Annotated in this window: 17 protein-coding genes and 1 tRNA gene; 4 read left to right on the top strand and 14 right to left on the bottom strand. The window is 58.4% G+C overall.

Translation table 11 applies throughout. The features are described 5' to 3' along the window. Positions 1-158 precede the first annotated feature (158 nt). Entirely contained in the window at positions 159-1,271 is a 1,113-nt protein-coding gene (locus tag JFT86_RS11630; RefSeq protein WP_201236811.1) for a DUF2817 domain-containing protein, read from the top strand. 78 nt (positions 1,272-1,349) lie between these two features. Here the strand turns inward: JFT86_RS11630 and JFT86_RS11635 are convergent, their stop codons facing one another. Genes JFT86_RS11635 through JFT86_RS29220 form a run of 3 tightly spaced genes read right to left on the bottom strand, consistent with a single transcriptional unit; the run spans position 1,350 to position 3,174 of the window. Further along, positions 1,350-1,607 (bottom strand): bacteriocin immunity protein, encoded by a 258-nt coding sequence (locus JFT86_RS11635; RefSeq protein WP_201231328.1) that lies wholly within the window; start codon positions 1,605-1,607, stop codon positions 1,350-1,352. Between the two features lie 60 nt (positions 1,608-1,667). Next, positions 1,668-1,922 (bottom strand): bacteriocin immunity protein, encoded by a 255-nt coding sequence (locus JFT86_RS11640; protein ID WP_201231327.1) that lies wholly within the window; start codon positions 1,920-1,922, stop codon positions 1,668-1,670. A gap of 4 nt (positions 1,923-1,926) precedes the next feature. Continuing rightward, a complete protein-coding gene (locus tag JFT86_RS29220; RefSeq protein WP_201231326.1) occupies positions 1,927-3,174 on the bottom strand; it encodes an S-type pyocin domain-containing protein in 1,248 nt (415 codons plus the stop codon). Positions 3,175-3,549: 375 nt separating this feature from the next. Here JFT86_RS29220 and JFT86_RS11650 point away from each other — a divergent pair, with 375 nt between their 5' ends. Then, positions 3,550-3,942 carry a helix-turn-helix transcriptional regulator gene (locus JFT86_RS11650; protein WP_242489482.1) on the top strand — a complete coding sequence of 131 codons (393 nt, stop codon included), beginning with the start codon at positions 3,550-3,552 and terminating at the stop codon, positions 3,940-3,942. A gap of 116 nt (positions 3,943-4,058) precedes the next feature. Here JFT86_RS11650 and JFT86_RS11655 read toward each other — a convergent pair. The 6 genes from JFT86_RS11655 to JFT86_RS11680 all read right to left on the bottom strand — a co-directional run bounded on the left by JFT86_RS11655 (position 4,059) and on the right by JFT86_RS11680 (position 9,671). Beyond that, positions 4,059-4,135, bottom strand: a tRNA-Met gene (locus JFT86_RS11655). Positions 4,136-4,221: 86 nt separating this feature from the next. After that, positions 4,222-5,676, bottom strand: a complete 1,455-nt coding sequence (locus tag JFT86_RS11660; RefSeq protein WP_201236812.1) for an amidase — start codon at positions 5,674-5,676, stop codon at positions 4,222-4,224. A 60-nt stretch (positions 5,677-5,736) separates the two neighbouring features. Beyond that, entirely contained in the window at positions 5,737-6,783 is a 1,047-nt protein-coding gene (locus JFT86_RS11665; protein ID WP_201236813.1) for an extracellular solute-binding protein, read from the bottom strand. A 27-nt stretch (positions 6,784-6,810) separates the two neighbouring features. Continuing rightward, positions 6,811-7,617: an ABC transporter permease gene (locus JFT86_RS11670; protein ID WP_116255190.1), complete on the bottom strand. Its 807-nt coding sequence runs from the start codon at positions 7,615-7,617 to the stop codon at positions 6,811-6,813. Next, positions 7,617-8,537 carry an ABC transporter permease gene (locus JFT86_RS11675; RefSeq protein WP_201236814.1) on the bottom strand — a complete coding sequence of 307 codons (921 nt, stop codon included), beginning with the start codon at positions 8,535-8,537 and terminating at the stop codon, positions 7,617-7,619. Before JFT86_RS11675 ends, JFT86_RS11670 begins: the two co-directional genes overlap by 1 nt. A 15-nt stretch (positions 8,538-8,552) precedes the next feature. After that, positions 8,553-9,671, bottom strand: coding sequence for an ABC transporter ATP-binding protein (locus JFT86_RS11680; RefSeq protein ID WP_201236815.1), 1,119 nt, complete (start codon positions 9,669-9,671; stop codon positions 8,553-8,555). Between the two features lie 226 nt (positions 9,672-9,897). On the opposite strand from JFT86_RS11680, the gene JFT86_RS11685 reads away from it, so the two are divergent. After that, positions 9,898-10,800: a LysR substrate-binding domain-containing protein gene (locus JFT86_RS11685; protein ID WP_201236816.1), complete on the top strand. Its 903-nt coding sequence runs from the start codon at positions 9,898-9,900 to the stop codon at positions 10,798-10,800. On the opposite strand, the gene JFT86_RS11690 is transcribed toward JFT86_RS11685, so the two are convergent. Continuing rightward, positions 10,793-12,850, bottom strand: coding sequence for a methyl-accepting chemotaxis protein (locus tag JFT86_RS11690; protein ID WP_201236817.1), 2,058 nt, complete (start codon positions 12,848-12,850; stop codon positions 10,793-10,795). The genes JFT86_RS11685 and JFT86_RS11690 overlap by 8 nt on opposite strands. Before the next feature lie 439 nt (positions 12,851-13,289). On the opposite strand from JFT86_RS11690, the gene JFT86_RS11695 reads away from it, so the two are divergent. Beyond that, positions 13,290-14,507 carry an MFS transporter gene (locus tag JFT86_RS11695; RefSeq protein WP_201236818.1) on the top strand — a complete coding sequence of 406 codons (1,218 nt, stop codon included), beginning with the start codon at positions 13,290-13,292 and terminating at the stop codon, positions 14,505-14,507. A gap of 181 nt (positions 14,508-14,688) precedes the next feature. Here JFT86_RS11695 and ychF read toward each other — a convergent pair whose 3' ends face one another. From ychF to JFT86_RS11715, 4 genes are all read right to left on the bottom strand, one after another. Then, positions 14,689-15,789, bottom strand: coding sequence for a redox-regulated ATPase YchF (ychF, locus tag JFT86_RS11700; RefSeq protein WP_034156038.1), 1,101 nt, complete (start codon positions 15,787-15,789; stop codon positions 14,689-14,691). A gap of 22 nt (positions 15,790-15,811) precedes the next feature. Further along, the gene (gene pth / locus JFT86_RS11705) at positions 15,812-16,396 is read right to left on the bottom strand and encodes an aminoacyl-tRNA hydrolase (RefSeq protein WP_008079560.1); all 585 of its coding nucleotides are present in this window, start codon (positions 16,394-16,396) and stop codon (positions 15,812-15,814) included. A gap of 171 nt (positions 16,397-16,567) precedes the next feature. Continuing rightward, positions 16,568-17,170, bottom strand: coding sequence for a 50S ribosomal protein L25/general stress protein Ctc (locus tag JFT86_RS11710; protein WP_201236819.1), 603 nt, complete (start codon positions 17,168-17,170; stop codon positions 16,568-16,570). Positions 17,171-17,311: 141 nt separating this feature from the next. Beyond that, positions 17,312-18,253, bottom strand: coding sequence for a ribose-phosphate pyrophosphokinase (locus tag JFT86_RS11715; protein ID WP_003171603.1), 942 nt, complete (start codon positions 18,251-18,253; stop codon positions 17,312-17,314).

The raw sequence follows: 18,253 nt of genomic DNA on the forward strand, positions 1-18,253 counted from the left end.
TGTTCGCTAGGGTCAACCGCAAATCTATCGAGCACCAACAACCCCTGTAGGAGTGAGCCTGCTCGCGATAGCGGTGGGTCAGTCAGCAAAGATGTTGAATGTGATGACGCTATCGCGAGCAGGCTCTCCTACAGTTACAAGATCAACAAGAGGCCGATATGCACAGCGAGTTCCCCACCGAATCCAGCTACCGCGATCAACGCGAACAGTTCATCACCGCCGCCAATGCTGCCGGCGCCACGCTCACTTCGTACGCGCATCCACGTTGCGGGCCATTCGGTGAACCCCTGAGCACCGACGTCGCCATGCTCGGCGATCCGCAGGCCAAACGCCGACTGGTAGCGCTCAGCGGCACGCACGGAGTCGAGGGCTATTACGGCTCGGATTGTCAGATCGATTGGCTGAAAACCTTCGAACCCGGTTCGCTGCCCAAGGATGTCGCGGTGGTGATGGTTCACCTGATCAACCCATGGGGTACGGCGTGGTTGCGCCGGGTCAACGAAGACAACATTGACCTCAACCGCAATCACCTCGATTTCAGCGGGCCGTTGCCGGATAACCGCGCTTACGCCGCGCTGCATGAAATCTATGCGTGCACTGATTTGAATGGCCCCGAGCGGAAACGCGCCAATGCCTTGCTCGATGCGCAGATCAACGAGCAGGGCTGGCCGGCGGTGATGTCGATTGTCGAGGGCGGCCAGCACAGCCATCCCGATGGACTGTTTTATGGCGGTCGTGCGCCGAGCTGGTCGAATCGCACATTGCATCAAATCATCGACGTGCATCTGTCTGGCGCTGAAACCGTGATGTGTTTCGACCTGCATACCGGCGCCGGTGAGTACGGCCATCCGATGTTGCTGACCATCACCCAGGCGCCTTATCCGGCACTCGCGCAAGCTCAGGCGATCTATGGCCCATGGCTTTACACGCTGCACACCGGCGCCGACACCTTGAGCGAAACCGGTGTGGCGGCGACGGCCACCGGGTACACCTCCCAAGCGTTGCTCAATGCTTTACCAGACGTGCAGTTGATGCCGTTCGTGATCGAGTGCGGAACGTATCCGGGGCCGGATGTGCATCGGCATTTGCGTGATGACCATTGGTTACATCTGCATGGCGATCCGCTGGATGCGGTAGGGCGTGAGATCAAACTAAAGCTACTGGAGCAGTTCTATCCGGCTGATCCGGATTGGCGGGCGATGGTGGGGCTGCGCACTCGGCAGATCTGGGTGAAGGGGTTGTTAGCCCTGTCGACAGAGAAACCTGAGTAGGTCAGACATAGCGTTGTGGTGAGGAGGTTTATCCCCTCGCCACAAGTTCGGTGATTATCCCGAGGTGTGAATTAGTACTTATTGCTTAAACCCAGGCAGTCCATTCGCAGCGCGCCATTCTTTTACGGTCGCCGTGATGCCTTCAGGAGAGCATTGCGCCTCATCCTCTGGCCAGTAGATCAAGTCAGTGCCCGCGGGATGTTCGGCCAGCTCACTGAAGTTATCTAACATATCCGCCAGCACTGTCTCTGACGTATCGTCTGTGTTGGAGGTGAATATTTGCTGCAGCAGATAAATAAATTGCTCCTCCTTGTAGTTAGAAATTTTCTTGGCCAAGTTGTGTACTCCGAAATACTGCTTTTGGTAAAAGGAGGGAGCATATTTTGCGTTCGATACCTATTGCTTGAAGCCTGGAAGTCCATTCGCGGCTCGCCACTTTTTCACGGTTTCGATGATTGCTTCGTTAGAATTATCTGCCTCATCTTCTGGGTAGTAGATCAAGTCCGTCCCATCTGGATGTTCGGTGATGGTGCAAAAGTGGCTTAACAGCGGGTCGAGAACTTCATCGGAAGCGTTTTTGTTGGCGGCTCGAATCTCTTGCAGAAAACTTAGAAACTCTGCTTCGGTATAGTCAGAAAGACGGCTTTTCATTGAATTATTTCCGATGAATATCTGCGTGGTTTTTTGGCGTGTTGATCCGCAAATTGTCTACGTGATAAACCTCGCCACCCTTTGAAACTGGATCGACATGATGAATTTCAAAGGAGCCTTTTGAACCATTGGCGTCCCTGTAACGTGCCTTTGGTGCATTACCATTCTGCATCCGCTCAATGTTGTCCGGGATAAATTGGCTGCGCAAATCTGGATCATTCACAACCTCAGTCCAAAACGCCTTTCTGAAGGCATCGAAGCTTGAAAACTCCCTCCCCCTAAGCCTATCCGCAATCCGTGTCGGAATCGGCGCACCGATCCCCGTTCCCGCCCCAGCAAGCCATATCCCCGACACATCCTCTCCAACCCCCGTCACCGTACCCGGCGTCAGTCTGGCCGGTTTCGAAAACACCACATACAGCGACTTCAACCCGGTCTCTGCCGGGAACACCAGAATACAATCCTCGGCAGTAATGTCCTCGCCGGGCAGGCCTTCTATCTGGGTATCAGTGTTGTCGGGAATCGGATGAACAAGGATCGTGTTCAGTGGCTCGCCATGTTCGGGATAGACCAGTGGCGGCATTGCACCGAGTGGCCCGCGTTGCGGTGTCCACAAAATCGTGATGCCGTTGAGCTTGGCCTCCATCGCAGTCTTGTCGCTGTTCCACTCGACTTTGACAGTACGCACCGAATCATCGCCCGAGGCGCCGGTGTGGATGCCGTAGACCTGCATGACCCCTTCGGCGTCACGCCGGAACTGGAAGCGCACGCGGGTGGTGGCGCGGGTCATGCGGCGTAATTCGTCATCGGTGTGCAGCGTGCCATCGCCCATTCGGGTTGGCAGCATCCCGAGGATGAACACGCTGGCCGGCCCGCCAGCGCCGCGAATGGCCCAGTTGAGGCGTTGTTGCAGAATCCCGCCGCCGGCTAAACGGCCCAAGGCCAGATCGGCATCTATCGCCGTCGCGACAGCGGTGCTGGCTGACGGAAAGAGCATGGCCCCCGCGACCATGATCTTGCCGAAGTTGGCGGCAGATTCGGGCAGCGTGCCGGCGTCCGTTCGGCACCAGTTACCCGGCGTGCAGGACTTGGCGAACACCTGACTTTCGCGGGGCTTGGGCGTTGGCCATTCATCCTTTTCGATGTACACCGGTTCCGGTGCTTTAGGCACATGCCACGAGGCCCATGAAGTGCCACCGTTGTAGCGTCTCCAGAGCCAGTCAACTTCGAAGAGGAATTTGAATCGAGCCACGACAACTCCCTGTATGGCTTTGAATCGAGCCAGGGAAGCTTGTCGGTCAGTGGGGATTTCGGGCAAACCGCAGGGGTGAGTTTTATGCGCCTGGATTTACGAAAAATCCAATTCGTACTTGGATCGAATCCGTTTCCTACAGCGCTCTCTCGGTCTGTTGATTTGGCGATTGATACAGATGAACCAGCGGTGTTTCGCGCTTGTAGTCTTTCGGTGTGGATAACGGGGTAGTCTGCATTTCTCCTACAGATTTTTCAGGTCGACAACTTACGCGTCTTTACCTGAGGATGTTTTCTATCGTTTTTTCCAGGATGGATTTCAGATGAAAAGGATGAGTCCGTTGCCATTCAACTCTATTTTCAGTCGGCCATTGTCATGAGCATTTCCAATGAGGATCGCGATTTTCTGGTGGCGATGGGCAGTCGCATTGCTCACTTACGCACAGTGCACGAGATCACACAGACTCGGTTTGCACGGGCTTTAGGTCTTTCCCGGCAAACCTTTCAGGGCTACGAGGAGGGCACCCGGAGCATGCCGGTCACGACACTGGTGAAGATGGCATTTGCGCTTCGCGTGCCTGTTGAAGACCTGCTCGGGGTTCCCTCGTACACGGAGAAGCCCAGACACAGCTTGACCTCGACGTGGTATCGACGGCTGCAGTCCATCAATGAGCTTTCGAAGGTCCAACAGAAGGTCGTTGCGCAGATGCTCGACGCCCTGATCGCACAGGCAGCGACCAAAACGAGCAACGAAGAAAGAGAAGTTTGAAGTAATCCGAGGAACGCGGAACCAAGGTGCGACAACACCTTGGAGTAACAGATTGCCGAGACTTTTCTCGAGGCATAAAAAAACGGCTTACCTTTCGGTAAGCCGTTTTTAGTACTTGGTGGCTACACAGGGACTTGAACCCCGGACCCCAGCATTATGAATGCTATGCTCTAACCAACTGAGCTATGTAGCCAAGTGGCGCGCATTATTCCCCTGAAATGGAAAAGCGTCAAGCGTAAATTTAAAATTTTTTTCTACGCTTTCAACCGTTTATCAAAATTATTGGCTCAGCAGGGGCGAAGGGCAGCGTTCGAACCAGCGGCTGGCCTGTTCATACGCATGCGCCAATTGCAGGACAGCGAAGTCGGCCTGGTGCTTGCCGATGATTTGCAATCCCATCGGTAAACCCTGCGCATTGAATCCCGCCTGGACGTTGGCCACTGGGCAGCCCGACAACGTGCCGGGGATGACCACCTCCATCCAGCGGTGATACGTGTCCATCGCCACGCCCTCAATCGACGTCGGCCAAGGCTGGGTCTTATCGAACGGGAACACCTGGGCGCTGGGCAGCAGCAGGTAATCGTAGCGTTCGAACAGCCGAGAAATCGCCCGATACCAATCGCTACGCACCACGGACGCGGCGAACACTTCGCTGGCCGACAGCTTCAAGCCGTTCTCCACTTCCCAGATCGCTTCCGGTTTCAACAACGCGCGTTTCTGCGGATCGGCATAGGTTGCGCCCAAAGACCCGGCGACCATCCAGTGCCGCAACGTCCGCCAACTGCTCCAAAGCCGCTCAGGCGCGAAGCCCGGTTGAACCCCTTCAACCTGACAACCGAGGCTTTCAAAGTCGGCAAAAGTCCTCTCACACAACGACAGCACGCCATTCTCCATCGGTAGATAACCGTTGAAGTCCCCCAGCCAGCCCAAGCGCGTGCCTTTGAAATCACGCTCCAGCGGTGCAGCAAATGCCTCACCGGATTCAGCGATGGACAACGGCGCCCGCGCATCGCCGCCAGCCTGCACCGACAACAGCAACGCCGCATCCCTCACGCTGCGCGCCATCGGCCCTTCGTAACCGAGCTGATCGAAAAACAGATCAGCACTGTCATCGAACGGCACACGCCCCTGCGACGGGCGAAAGCCAAAAATGTTGTTGAACGCCGCCGGATTGCGCAGCGAACCCATCATGTCGCTGCCATCGGCCACCGGCACCAGATGCATCGCCAGCGCCGCCGCCGCGCCACCGCTACTGCCACCCGCTGTTTTGCTCGGATCAAAAGCGCAGCCAGTGGCACCAAACAACGGGTTGTAGCTTTGCGAACCGAGGCCGAATTCCGGCGTATTGGTCTTGCCGATAATGATCGCGCCGGCAGCCTTGATCCGCTCGACCATGATGCCGTCGCGCTCAGGCACAAAATCCTTGTACAGCGGCGAGCCGAGCGTGGTGCGAATGCCGTGGGTCAGCGACAGATCCTTGATCGCATGGGGCAGGCCATGCATCCAGCCCCGGTATTCACCACGCGCCAGTTCAGCGTCGCGTGCATCGGCCTGAGCCAGTAGATGTTCCGGTGATTGCAGGCTGATCAGCGCATTCACCCGTGGGTTGAAACGTTCGATATGGGCAAGATAAGTCTGCATCACTTCCCGGCAGGAAAACTGGCGCAGGCGGATACGTTCGGCGAGCTCGTGGGCCTGCAACAGGACCAGTTCGCTGATGTTATTAGCGTTCATTGCAAGCGGCCTTTCAGATGGCTGGAAAAACGCCCCGCCAGTGCGACGGGGCGATAAAGGTCAACGCATCAGGTTGGTCCAGAGACGGTCGGCGAGGCGGATCGCACCTTCACCGCAAGTCTTGCTGAACACCACGTTGGTGCCTTCGGGAATGTGCAGTTCCGGCGCATCCTTGAGCGCCGCATCGAGGAACGGTTCGACGCCTTTTATCGGGCTCTGGTGCTTGAGGAAGTTCTGCGTCATTGCCGAGTTTTCCGGCTGGCTGAGGAAGGCGATGAACGCCTTGGCATTCGCCGGATTTTTGCTGCCGGTGGGGATGACCATATTGTCGACCCAGGCCAGCACACCTTCTTTCGGATAGAGGTATTTCAGCGTCGGTTTCATCTCGCGTGCACGCATCGACGAGCCGCCCCAGAACATCGACATGTCGATTTCACCCGAGGCGAGGTTCTCGCGAATCGAGCCGGCCTTGGAGCTGTAGGTCTTGACGAACGGCTTCTGCGCCTTGAGCAGTGTCAGCACCTGCTGCATCTGTTTCGGGTCTTCGCTGCACAGCGGAATGTTCAGGTACAGGCTGGCCATGTCGACCATGTCGCTGACCGAGTCGAACATGTTGATGCGCCCCTGCAATTCGGCTGGCGGCTCATACAAAACCTTGTAACTGTCGGCCGGGCCTTTGTAGCGCGCGGAGTCCAATACGACGCTGGTGGTGCCCCAGATGAACGGCACCGAATACGCGCCTTCCGGGTCCCAGCTTGGTTTTTTCAGGTTATCCACAACGCTGGCGTAGTAGGGCTCTTTGACCGGGTCGAAGCGCTCCAGCAGGTTTTCCTTGATCAGGATCGGGATGAACTGGTGCGACGGAATTGCCACGTCATAACCGGCGCCGCCCTGTTTCAATTTCGCCAACAAAGTCTCGTTGGAGTCGTAGGAATCGACGGTGACTTCGATGCCGGTCTGCTTCTGGAACTTGGCGAGAATCTCCGGCGAAAAGTAACCGCTCCAACTCACCACGTTGAGTTTCTCGGCGGCCTGAACACTGGCGGCCATGCTCAGCGGCAAAGTCAGGACCAACGAAGTGCCGACGCTTTTTATCCACTTGCTCATGCTATTTCCCCACAGGTCGTAGAAGGTTCAGGCGTTCTTTTTGCCCAACAGGTAAGAGAGGCTGACGAACAGCACCGAGACGCCGAGGATCAGCGTCGACACGGCGTTGACGTCGGGTGTCACACCCATGCGCAGCAGGCCGAAGATGAAGATCGGCAGGGTCGTGGTGCCGGCCTGCGAGACCATCATCGAGATCACGAAGTTATCCAGCGAGACGATGAAGGCCAGCATCAGCCCGGAGAAAATCCCCGGCATCAGCAGCGGCAATGTCACTTTGCGAAAGGTTCGCCACGGGCCGGCGTAGAGGTCGGCTGAAGCCTGCTCCAGCGACAGGTCCATATCGTTCAATCGCGCCCGAATCGGCAGGTAGGCGAAGGGAATACAAAACACCGTGTGCGCGATGATCAGGTTGCCGTAACCCAGCGACAGACCGATGGTCGAGAACAGCGCCAGCGTCGCCACACCGACGACAATTTCCGGCAGCACCAGCGGCAACATGATCGCGCCCATCGACAAGTGCAGGCCCTTGAACTTGGCGCCACGCGAGGTGCCGAGGGCGGCGAGGGTGGCAATCGCCGTGGCGATCATGCTTGCGCAGACGGCGATCAACAGGCTGTTGCCGGCGGCCTGGCGCAAGGCCTGATTGGCGAACGCGGCGCGATACCAATCGAGACTGAAACCGGTCCACACCGTCGCCGATTGGTTGGCGTTGAACGAGAACACCACCAGCACCACGATCGGCGCGTACAGGTACAGATAGAACAGGAAACTGAAGCCGCCGAAGCCGGGGAAGTCCTGCACGCCCAGCCCTTTGCGTTTGAATATTCCGATCATCACGCACCTCCTTTGGCGATGCGCTGGCGCTCGGCGCGCAGGGCATAAACGGTCAGCACCAGCATCACCGCGGCCATCAGCACCAGCGACAGCGCTGCGCCAAACGGCCAGTTACGCGCATCGCTGAACTGCCGGAAGATCAGGTTGCCGAGCATCATTCGCGTGCCGCCGCCGAGCAGTTCCGGGGCAATCATCGCGCCCAGGCACGGCACGAAAGTGAGGATGGCGCCGGCGAGAATCCCCGGTTTGGCGATTGGCAAAACCACTTTGCGTAATGTGCGTATCCGCCCCGCATACAGATCCTGGGCAGCTTCGAGCAGGCGTATATCCATTTTTTCCAGCGTCGCGTAAATCGGCAAAACCACGAACGGCGCGTAGGTGTAAACCAGCCCCAGCAGCACCGCGCCGTCGGTGTAGAGCAACTGCAAAGGTTCGTGAATAACGCCCATGCCCATCAGGCTGTTGTTGATCACCCCGGTGTTACGCAGCAGCAGAATCCACGCGTAGGTGCGGATCAGCAGGTTGGCCCAGAACGGCACGGTGATCAGAAAGATCAACAAGCCGCGCCGATGCGCCGGTTGCATGGCCAGCCACACCGCAACCGGAAAACCGATCAGCAACGTGATGAGGGTGGTCAGTCCGGCAATGCCGATCGAACGCAGGGCGATGATCAGATACGAGTCGGCAAACGCGAGGCTGTCGTCCAGTTGCCGCTCGAACAGCAGTGAGGTGTAGGCGTCGCTGCTGAAGACCTTGTTGACCCCGCCGTAGGGGTTGGCCTCCATCAGCGAATAGCCGATGACGATCAGAATCGGCACCAGCAGAAACAGGCCGATGGCGATCAGCGCCGGGCTGACGCCGAGGAAACTCTGGAAGGCTTTGCGCCGCTCCAGCGTGTTGGCAATCGGTAAGGCGTGCATGGCAATTCCTCCGGCTCAATCGTGCAGGACGCTGGCGCTTCCACGGTCGAACAACAGACCGGCCTGAGAACCGACGGCAAAGCGCAGGCTCTGGTCGACGCAATTGGGCGTACGCACGGTGAGGCGCGAACCGTCGCTGAGGCTGACCTGATATTGCAGGTCGGTGCCGAGATAGATCTGCGCTTCGATCCGGCACGGCAGCGCGGTGTCGGTAGTCGCCGGCACCAGATGCAGGCGCTCGGGGCGCACCGACAAGGTGACGCTGGCGCCGACCGGCACATCGCTGCATGGTTGCGCGGGCAGAGGATGCCCGGCCGGCCCGGCGAACCACGCCTGACCGTCTTCCACACGGGTGACGGTGCCTTCGATGAAATTGGTTTCGCCAATGAAGTCGGCGACGAAGCGATTGCGCGGGCGTTCGTAGATATCTTCCGGCCGCCCCACCTGCTGCACTTCGCCTTCGGAGAGCACGGCGATGCGGTCGGACATGGTCAGCGCTTCTTCCTGGTCGTGGGTGACGAAGATGAAGGTGATGCCGGTTTTCGCCTGGATGGTTTTCAGCTCTTCGCGCATCGCCTGGCGCAGCTTGAGATCGAGCGCGGAAAGCGGCTCGTCGAGCAGCAGTACCTTCGGATGCGGTGCCAAAGCGCGGGCGAGGGCGACACGTTGCTGCTGACCGCCAGACAGTTGCGCCGGTTTGCGGTTGGCGAAACGTTCCATCTGCACCAGCGCCAGCATCTCGCGCACGCGCTCGGCGATTTGCGCCTTGGTCAGGACTTTGCCCATCGGGTGCGATTCGAGGCCGAAAGCGAGGTTCTCGGCGATGGTCATGTGCGGGAACAGCGCGTAATGCTGGAACACCGTGTTGACCGGGCGCTGGAAGGGCGGGCGATCAGCGATGTTTTCGCCGTAGAGCAGAATCTCGCCTTCGGTGGGAAATTCAAAACCGGCGATCATCCGCAGCAGCGTGGTCTTGCCGCAGCCGGAAGGGCCGAGAAGGGTGAAGAATTCGTTGTCGCGGATGTCCAGGTCGATGCTTTTCAGTGCCACCGGACCTGTGTGCGGATCACCGTAAACCTTGCGCACTGAGCGGATCGAGACCGCCAGCGTTTGCAGCGAATGCAGGGCATTCATGCGTTACCTCCGATTCCCCCATCGCCTGCGACTCGCTTTGCAAAGCGTTGCCGTCGGGCCATGGATATTATTTTTTTGGGCAGGATCGAGATTGCGTTCGGGTGTGAAACCAGCTGTTTTTTTGTTCTGCTGTGGCTCGATTATCAGCCAGGGGTTGCGCGGCGCGACACTTCAATTTAAACATGGCAGGTGTTAGTTAATTTAACAGCCAAAGGTGCCAGGAATCATGCCCGACCACCGTTTGCCGCCACTCAACGCGGTGCGTGCCTTTGATGCCGCCGCCCGTTTGGGCAGCTATGTTGAAGCCTCGAAAGCCCTGCACGTGACCCAGCCAGCGATTGGCCGCCATGTGAAATTGCTCGAGGACTGGTTGGGCATTCAATTGTTCGAGCGCACTTCGCGCGGGGTCAACCTGACGCCGGCGGGGGAGAAGTACCACCGCAAGATCAGCGCCGCTTTGCAGTTGATCATCGAGGCTGGCAAGGAAGCCCGGCCGAAAGACGCCGAGCGTTGGCTGCGGATCATGGTGGTGCCGGGGTTTGCCAAGCGTTGGTTGATGCCAAGGATCGAAGCACTGCGGCATCTGCGGCCGGGATTGAAATTGGCCATCGAGCCGAACTCCACGTTTACCGAAGTGGATGGTAAAAGCGCGGATCTCGGAATCGTCTACGGCCTCGACGGCCAATATGCCGACTCACGGGAAACGCTGATCTGCCCGCGAGTATTTCCGATCTGCACGCCGACGTATCTGGCCAGCGTCGCACCGATTGACGGCCCGGCCGATCTGGTCGGACACGAACTGATCCACGTCGATGACGGTGAGTGGTGGAACCTGTGGTTCGCCGCTCACGAGCTCGATATCCATCTCAATTCCGACATGCTCTACGTCAACAATGACCACGCGCTGTCAGTCGCTGAGAGCGGGCAGGGCATCGCGCTGGCCAACGAGGTGCTGGTGCGTCATGAACTCGCCAGCGGCAAACTGGTGCGCGCAGTCGACGCTCAGGTGAAGCTTGAGAGTTATCGAGTGCTGACGCCGTCCGCCGAACTCTCGGCGGATGTGGCGTGGTTTATTCAGTGGTTGAAAGCCGAGCTGGAAGCGGATTTCCCCGAAGCGGTCATCAACTGAGACGGAAACGTGCAGTGTTGTCGCTCAGCGCCTTGCTGCCCTGGCTAAGGGTATCCGCCGCCAGATTCACTGCGCGTGCACCTTCGAGCAAACGTACAGCCGCCTGATCGACTTGTTGGATATTGCCGCTGACTTCATCGGCGGTGCTGGCCTGTTCCTCAACTGCCGTGGCGATCTGCGCGAGGGTATCGGTGACGCTCTGCACAGCGCTGGCAATTTCGCCCAAACGCTCACCGAGACCGGTGACCGACTCGGCATCGGTTTGCGCCTGGCCGCAGGCGGCTTCCATCAAACTCACGGCTTCGTTGACCGTGGCGCGCAGGCTGTCGACCGTACCGGCGATCTGCGCGGTTGACGACTGTGTGCGCTGCGACAGGCTGCGCACTTCATCGGCGACCACGGCGAATCCGCGACCCTGTTCACCGGCGCGTGCCGCTTCGATGGCCGCGTTGAGCGCCAGCAGGTTGGTCTGCTCGGCGACGCCGCGAATGGTGTCGACCACCAGTTGAATCTGCTGGCCTTGCTCGCTGACCCGGCCCAATGCCGCTGCGGTCTCGTTCAAGCGCTGATTGAGTTGTTGAATACTCGCCGTGGTGCGCTGGCTGTCGCGGCTGCTGTCGGCGGCGATGCGCCGGGTGTGCTGAGCGCTGCCGGAAGCCTGTTCGCAACTCTGCGCGACGCCTTGCGAGGTCGCGGCCAGTTGCGTGGCGGCTGCGGCGATCTGGCTGATCTGCAACTGCTGCGCCTCGACTTCGTTGAGGGCGCCGCTGGAATGCTCGTTGAGGCTGCGCACGGCGTTGCTCAGTTGCGAGGTCTCGTGATCGACGCCAAGCATGCTGCTGCGCAGTTGCACCACGGCAACGTTGAGCGCGGTGCTGATCGCTGCCAGTTCATCGCGGCCCACCACCGGCACTTGCAGGCTGAGATTGCCGTCACGCAATGCTTCGGCGAGCACGGTAATGCCGCTGGCGCTGCGGCGGATGGACGCTTGCAGGCAGATGAACAAGTACAACGCGGCGAGCAGCAGGCAGCCGAAGATCGCCGCGACGATGATGAACTGACGGATCGCCGAGCTGTGGTAGGCGTCGAGCCGCTGATCCAGCGACACCAGCGATTGCTGGCGCAGGGCGGCTAGGTCGGTCAGCAATGCGTCGAGGCTGCGTTCGAAGTCTTCCGGTTTGAGATTGATGCTGCCGCCGAACACACCGTCATCCAGCACTTTCAGGCCCGCATCCAGACGGTTGAGGCTGTCGTGGTATTGGCTGGCCCAGCTCTGCTGGTCTTTCGGCAGGCGAGCTTCGAGCAGCGTGGCGGTTTTGACCAGTTGCTCGCGGGCATCGCCGATACGGCTGCGCAGGTCGCGCAACTGCAAACGGCTCTGCAGGGTGAATTGGCCGGAGACCACCGAGGCCTGGCCGACCGCAGCGAGGCGTCCGACCCGTTCGATAAGGTCTGGCGCGTGCTGGGTGGAAATCTGCGTCAACAGATAGGTTTCCAGCCACGGTGCGAGGGTCAGGCGATTGTCCATGACGATCTGCTCGCGCAAGGCTTGCAGCGCGCTGAGGGCGTTGGTGAAACGGTCGTAACCGTCCGGCCACCAACCGACGCTGCTGAGGCTTTTCGAGTCCAGGCCGTTGAGTGAGGTTTGCAGCGCCTGATAGCGGCTGAGGATTTCGCCTTCGGCACCTTCGTTTTTCAGCGCAGTCCCCAAATCTGCGGTGGCTTGCAGCACCGCCGGTTGCACCGCGTCGAACGCGCCCATGGCGGCGAGGGTGGCCGGTGTCGGTTGGCGATTGGTTTCGGTGGCACGCCAGCGGGCGGCGCGATCACGCTGGGCAGCGAGCAGGTTGTCCAGCGCATCGAGGCTGAGCAGCTGACGCACGCCGGCACGTTCGCCGGAAATCAGATTGAGCTTGTCGCGATAGTCCTGGCCGATCATCAACAGGCTGCCGGCCAATGGCAGGATAAACAGCAGAAACAACAGCTGGAATTTACGTGCGAAACCAAACCGCCCGAGCAATTTGATCCCCGGTGAAAGGAAAGCCTGCATGCCCCATGACTCCTCTGGACACCACGCACCATCGGCGTGCATCGCCGTCGAAAGACGTTGATGTCGTGCCCTGCTAAAAGGCCTCGAAAGTTCACTCTCGCCCGCTCTGTAGGCCGACTCTGTAGCGAAACTTCCCATTGTCGATGCCCTTTGTAAGGGCGCCGCGTTCAAGGGATGTAACAAGGCAAGATTCAGACCATGGCGTTGCGCTATCACCTAAACCCCATCCCCCCTCTGTAGGAGCTGCCGAAGGCTGCGATCTTTTGATCTGTTCTTTAGAGGCAAGATCAAAAGATCGCAGCCTGCGGCAGCTCCTACATGATTCAGCCATTCCATTCGGTCAGTTAGTTAGCTGGCTAAGGGGATGGCGCTGACGCACCGAAAAATGGCACATTGGCGCACCTGCCTGTGTGCACCCATCTGTTGTCCGGAAACTTCCATGTCTACCAGCAACGTTCAGACCGCCGCTGCCTCGGCGCCCGCTGCTCCGCAAAGCAGCCCACTGGTGATGCGTATCATCGGCGCTGTGGCGCTGGCGCATTTGATCAACGATTTGATTCAGTCGGTGTTGCCGTCGATCTATCCGATGCTCAAGGCCAAATATGACCTGAGCTTTACTCAGGTCGGGTTGATCACATTGACCTTTCAACTCACCGCGTCACTGTTGCAGCCGTGGGTCGGTTATCACACTGACCGGCATCCGAAGCCGTGGCTGTTGCCGGTAGGCTCGATTTGCACGCTGATTGGCATCGTGATGATGTCGGTGGTCGGCAGCTTTCCGATGATTCTGCTGGCGGCGGCGCTGATCGGTATCGGTTCCTCGACCTTTCACCCCGAGGCATCGCGCATTGCGCGGCTGGCTTCCGGTGGACGCTTTGGTCTGGCGCAGTCGACGTTCCAGGTCGGCGGTAACGCCGGTTCCGCGTTCGGCCCGTTGCTGGCGGCGGCAATCATCATTCCGTTCGGTCAAGGCAACGTGGCGTGGTTTGGTCTGTTCGCAGTGTTTGCGCTGTTCGTGCTGTACCGCATCAGTCGCTGGTACGCCCATCACTTGAACCTGTTCAAGCTCAAGGCCGGCCAGGCGGCGACTCATGGGCTGTCGAAGGGCCGGGTGACGAGTGCGCTGGTGGTGCTTGGGCTGCTGGTGTTCTCCAAGTATTTCTACATGGCCAGCCTCACGAGCTATTTCACCTTCTACTTGATCGAGAAGTTCGACCTGTCGGTGGCCAGCTCGCAGTTGCACCTGTTCCTGTTTCTCGGTGCGGTGGCGGCGGGGACATTTTTCGGCGGACCGATTGGCGACAAGATCGGGCGTAAGGCGGTGATCTGGTTCTCGATCCTCGGCGTGGCGCCGTTCACCTTGCTGATGCCCCACGTCGATCTGTTCTGGACCAGTGTCCTCAGCGTGGTGATCGGCTTCATCCTCGCTTCGGCGTTCTCGGCGATTGTGGTTTATGCGCAGGAACTGGTGCCGGGCAATGTCGGGATGATTGCCGGAGTTTTCTTTGGTTTGATGTTTGGGTTTGGCGGGATTGGCGCGGCGTTGCTCGGGCATCTGGCGGATGTGCACGGGATTGAGTATGTGTATTTCCTGTGTTCGTTCCTGCCGTTGTTTGGGGTGTTGGCGATCTTTTTGCCGCGCACCAAAAAGGCCTGAGGCAACACAATTTAAACTGTAGGAGTGAGCCTGCTCGCGATGGCGGAGTGTCAGTCAGCACATCTGGAGCTGATAAAACGCTATCGCGAGCAGGCTCACTCCTACAGGGGAATGTGTTGGGCCACAAATTTCAGGCAAAAAAAAGCCGCGTATCAAACGCGGCTTTTCTTGGGTGCTGCTTTTACACGTTGAAACGGAAGTGCATCACGTCGCCGTCTTTAACGATGTAATCCTTGCCTTCCAGACGCCATTTACCGGCTTCTTTGGTGCCGGCTTCACCCTTGTACTGGATGAAGTCGTTGTAGGCGATGACTTCGGCGCGGATGAAGCCTTTCTCGAAGTCAGTGTGGATCACGCCAGCAGCTTGTGGTGCGGTGGCACCGACTTTGACGGTCCAGGCGCGGACTTCTTCGACACCGGCGGTGAAGTAGGTCTGCAAGTGCAGCATTTCGTAGCCGGCGCGGATCACGCGGTTCAGGCCAGGCTCTTCCAGGCCCAGGGCCTCGAGGAACATGTCTTTCTCTTCGCCGTCATCGAGCTCGGCGATTTCCGCTTCGATCTTGTTGCAGACCGGAACGACCATGGCGCCTTCTTCTTCGGCGATGGCGCGAACCACGTCCAGGTGCGGGTTGTTCTCGAAACCGTCTTCAGCGACGTTGGCGATGTACATGACCGGTTTGGTGGTCAGCAGGTGGAAGCCCTTGATCACTGCTTTTTCGTCAGTGCTCATGTTCTTCATCAGGCTGCGTGCAGGCTTGGCTTCGGTGAAGTGCGCGATCAGTTGCTCAAGCAGAGCTTTCTGAACGACAGCGTCCTTGTCACCGCCCTTGGCGTTGCGCGCAACTTTCTGCAGTTGCTTCTCGCAGCTGTCGAGGTCGGCGAAGATCAGTTCCAGGTCGATGATTTCGATGTCGCGTTTCGGGTCGACGCTGTTGGAAACGTGGATCACGTTTTCGTCTTCGAAGCAGCGCACGACGTGAGCGATCGCGTCGGTCTCACGGATGTTGGCGAGGAACTTGTTGCCCAGGCCTTCACCTTTCGAGGCGCCGGCAACGAGGCCTGCGATGTCGACGAATTCCATGGTGGTCGGCAGGATGCGCTTCGGATTGACGATGGCCGCCAAGGCTTCCAGACGCGGATCCGGCATCGGCACGATGCCGCTGTTCGGCTCGATGGTGCAGAAGGGGAAGTTCTCGGCCGCGATACCGGATTTGGTCAGGGCGTTGAACAGGGTGGACTTGCCGACGTTAGGCAGGCCGACGATGCCGCAATTGAATCCCATGGTGTTTCCCCTCGGATAAGAGTCAGGCCTTCTGGCTGTGCAGGTTTTTCATCGCGCGGTTCCATTCACCGGCGAGGATATCCGGCAGCACGCCGAGGGCAAAGTCGATGCTGGCATCGAGTTTTTCCTGTTCGGCGCGTGGCGCACGACCCAGGACGAAATTTGAAACCATACTGGCGACGCCCGGGTGGCCGATGCCAAGCCGCAGACGGTAGAAAGTATTCTGATTGCCCAGTTGCGCAATGATGTCGCGCAACCCGTTGTGACCGCCATGGCCGCCGCCCTGCTTGAGCTTGGCGACGCCCGGAGGCAAGTCGAGTTCGTCATGCGCCACCAGGATTTCTTCAGGCTTGATGCGGAAGAAACCGGCGAGTGCCGCCACGGCCTGGCCGCTGCGGTTCATGTAAGTGGTGGGAATCAGCAGACGAACATCCTGACCTTGGTGCGAGTAGCGCCCGGTCAGGCCGAAATATTTGCGATCGGCCACAAGATTCACATTCTGTGCGTGGGCGATGCGCTCAACAAAAAGGGCCCCTGCGTTATGCCGGGTCTGGTCGTATTCGGCGCCTGGATTTCCCAGGCCAACGATCAGTTTGATGGCAGTCACGATAGGGGCCCTTCCTTTGAGTGGTGAGTAACATCGCCGCGATCAGGGAAGGCGGCGAAAGTGGACGAAACTTGCTCATTTACCATGAATGTAAACTCCGCGTTCTCGCCCGCTTTCTCGCTACGTTCCAGTCCGCGATGTTACTTGCTCACTCAGGCGTTACAGAGTGAATTACTCTGCTGCGCCTTCTTCGGTAGCTTCTGGAGCAACACGTGGAGCGTGAACGTTGGCAACAGCCTTGTCATCGCCGTGTGCCAGAGCAACGAATTCAACGCCTTTCGGAGCTTTCAGATCCGACAGGTGAATGATCGAACCGATTTCAGCGTTAGCCAGGTCGACTTCGATGAACTCAGGCAGATCTTTCGGCAGGCAAGTTACTTCGATTTCAGCAACAACGTGCGAAATCTCGCCGCCTTTCTTCACTGGAGCAGCTTCGTTGATGAAGTGCACAGGAACGATAGCGGTCAGTTTCTGGCCAGCGACAACGCGTACGAAGTCAGCGTGCAGCACGTGGCCTTTGGCCGGGTGGCGCTGCAGAGCTTTGATGATTACGTTTTGCTTGGTGCCGCCAACGTTCAGCTCGATGATGTGGCTGTAAGCCGCTTCGTTTTCGAGCAGTTTGGCAACTTCTTTGGCCAGCATGCTGATGGATTCAGGGGCTTTTTCGCCACCGTAAACAACAGCTGGAACCAGAGCGGCGAGACGACGCAGGCGGCGGCTCGCACCTTTCCCCAGGTCGGAACGCAGTTCAGCATTCAGAGTAAAATCGTTCATTTTGTATCTCCAAAATAGCCATGACCGGGTGACGTTTGCGACCAGCGCCAAACACGGTATGGGCAAAAAAGCCCCGCCCCGACAGGAATGCCGGGGCGGGGCGCTTTTCGTCAACGAGACATTTCGAGAAGGGCAGGGCCCTTAACGGAACATCGCGCTGATCGATTCTTCATTGCTGATGCGGCGAACCGCTTCGGCAACAACCGGTGCGATATCCAGTTGACGGATACGTGCACAGGCTTGTGCTGCAGCGGACAGCGGGATGGTGTTAGTCACCACCAGCTCGTCCAGCACGGAATTTTCGATATTCTCGATGGCCCGACCCGACAGCACAGGGTGTGTGCAGTAGGCAAAGACCTTGGCTGCGCCATGCTCTTTCAGGGCCTTGGCCGCGTGGCACAGAGTGCCGGCGGTATCGACCATGTCATCGACCAGAATACAGGTACGCCCTTCGACATCACCGATGATATGCATCACTTCAGAGTGATTGGCTTTCTCACGGCGTTTGTCGATGATCCCGAGGTCCACGCCCAGGGATTTGGCAACAGCACGTGCACGCACGACGCCACCAATGTCCGGGGACACGATCATCAGGTTTTCGAAGCGCTGATCTTCAATGTCATCCACCAGAACCGGGGAGCCGTAGATGTTATCTACCGGAATATCGAAGAAGCCCTGAATCTGGTCAGCATGCAGATCAACCGTGAGAACACGGTCGATGCCGACTACGGTAAGCATGTCAGCAACGACTTTCGCGCTGATGGCCACACGTGCGGAACGCGGACGGCGATCCTGTCGGGCATAACCAAAATAAGGAATAACAGCAGTGATACGAGTAGCCGAGGAGCGGCGGAAGGCATCAGCCATCACTACCAGTTCCATCAGGTTATCGTTGGTCGGAGCGCAAGTCGGCTGAATAATGAAAACGTCTTTACCGCGAACGTTTTCATTGATCTCTGCAGTAATTTCGCCGTCGGAAAATTTGCCGACAGAGATGTCACCGAGAGGGATATGCAGCTGACGTACAACACGCCGAGCCAGATCGGGGTTAGCGTTCCCCGTAAAGACCATCATCTTGGACAC

The sequence above is a fragment of the Pseudomonas sp. TH06 genome, assembly GCF_016651305.1.
GTDB lineage: Bacteria > Pseudomonadota > Gammaproteobacteria > Pseudomonadales > Pseudomonadaceae > Aquipseudomonas.

Excerpts from the sequence above, each read along its gene's own strand:
- JFT86_RS11630 (WP_201236811.1), top strand. The coding sequence starts at position 159 with ATGCACAGCGAGTTCCCCACCGAATCCAGCTACCGCGATCAACGCGAA.
- JFT86_RS11640 (WP_201231327.1), bottom strand. The coding sequence starts at position 1,922 with ATGAAAAGCCGTCTTTCTGACTATACCGAAGCAGAGTTTCTAAGTTTT.
- JFT86_RS11650 (WP_242489482.1), top strand. The coding sequence starts at position 3,550 with ATGAGCATTTCCAATGAGGATCGCGATTTTCTGGTGGCGATGGGCAGT.
- JFT86_RS11660 (WP_201236812.1), bottom strand. The coding sequence starts at position 5,676 with ATGAACGCTAATAACATCAGCGAACTGGTCCTGTTGCAGGCCCACGAG.
- JFT86_RS11665 (WP_201236813.1), bottom strand. The coding sequence starts at position 6,783 with ATGAGCAAGTGGATAAAAAGCGTCGGCACTTCGTTGGTCCTGACTTTG.
- JFT86_RS11670 (WP_116255190.1), bottom strand. The coding sequence starts at position 7,617 with ATGATCGGAATATTCAAACGCAAAGGGCTGGGCGTGCAGGACTTCCCC.
- JFT86_RS11675 (WP_201236814.1), bottom strand. The coding sequence starts at position 8,537 with ATGCACGCCTTACCGATTGCCAACACGCTGGAGCGGCGCAAAGCCTTC.
- JFT86_RS11680 (WP_201236815.1), bottom strand. The coding sequence starts at position 9,671 with ATGAATGCCCTGCATTCGCTGCAAACGCTGGCGGTCTCGATCCGCTCA.
- JFT86_RS11685 (WP_201236816.1), top strand. The coding sequence starts at position 9,898 with ATGCCCGACCACCGTTTGCCGCCACTCAACGCGGTGCGTGCCTTTGAT.
- JFT86_RS11690 (WP_201236817.1), bottom strand. The coding sequence starts at position 12,850 with ATGCAGGCTTTCCTTTCACCGGGGATCAAATTGCTCGGGCGGTTTGGT.
- JFT86_RS11695 (WP_201236818.1), top strand. The coding sequence starts at position 13,290 with ATGTCTACCAGCAACGTTCAGACCGCCGCTGCCTCGGCGCCCGCTGCT.
- ychF (WP_034156038.1), bottom strand. The coding sequence starts at position 15,789 with ATGGGATTCAATTGCGGCATCGTCGGCCTGCCTAACGTCGGCAAGTCC.
- JFT86_RS11710 (WP_201236819.1), bottom strand. The coding sequence starts at position 17,170 with ATGAACGATTTTACTCTGAATGCTGAACTGCGTTCCGACCTGGGGAAA.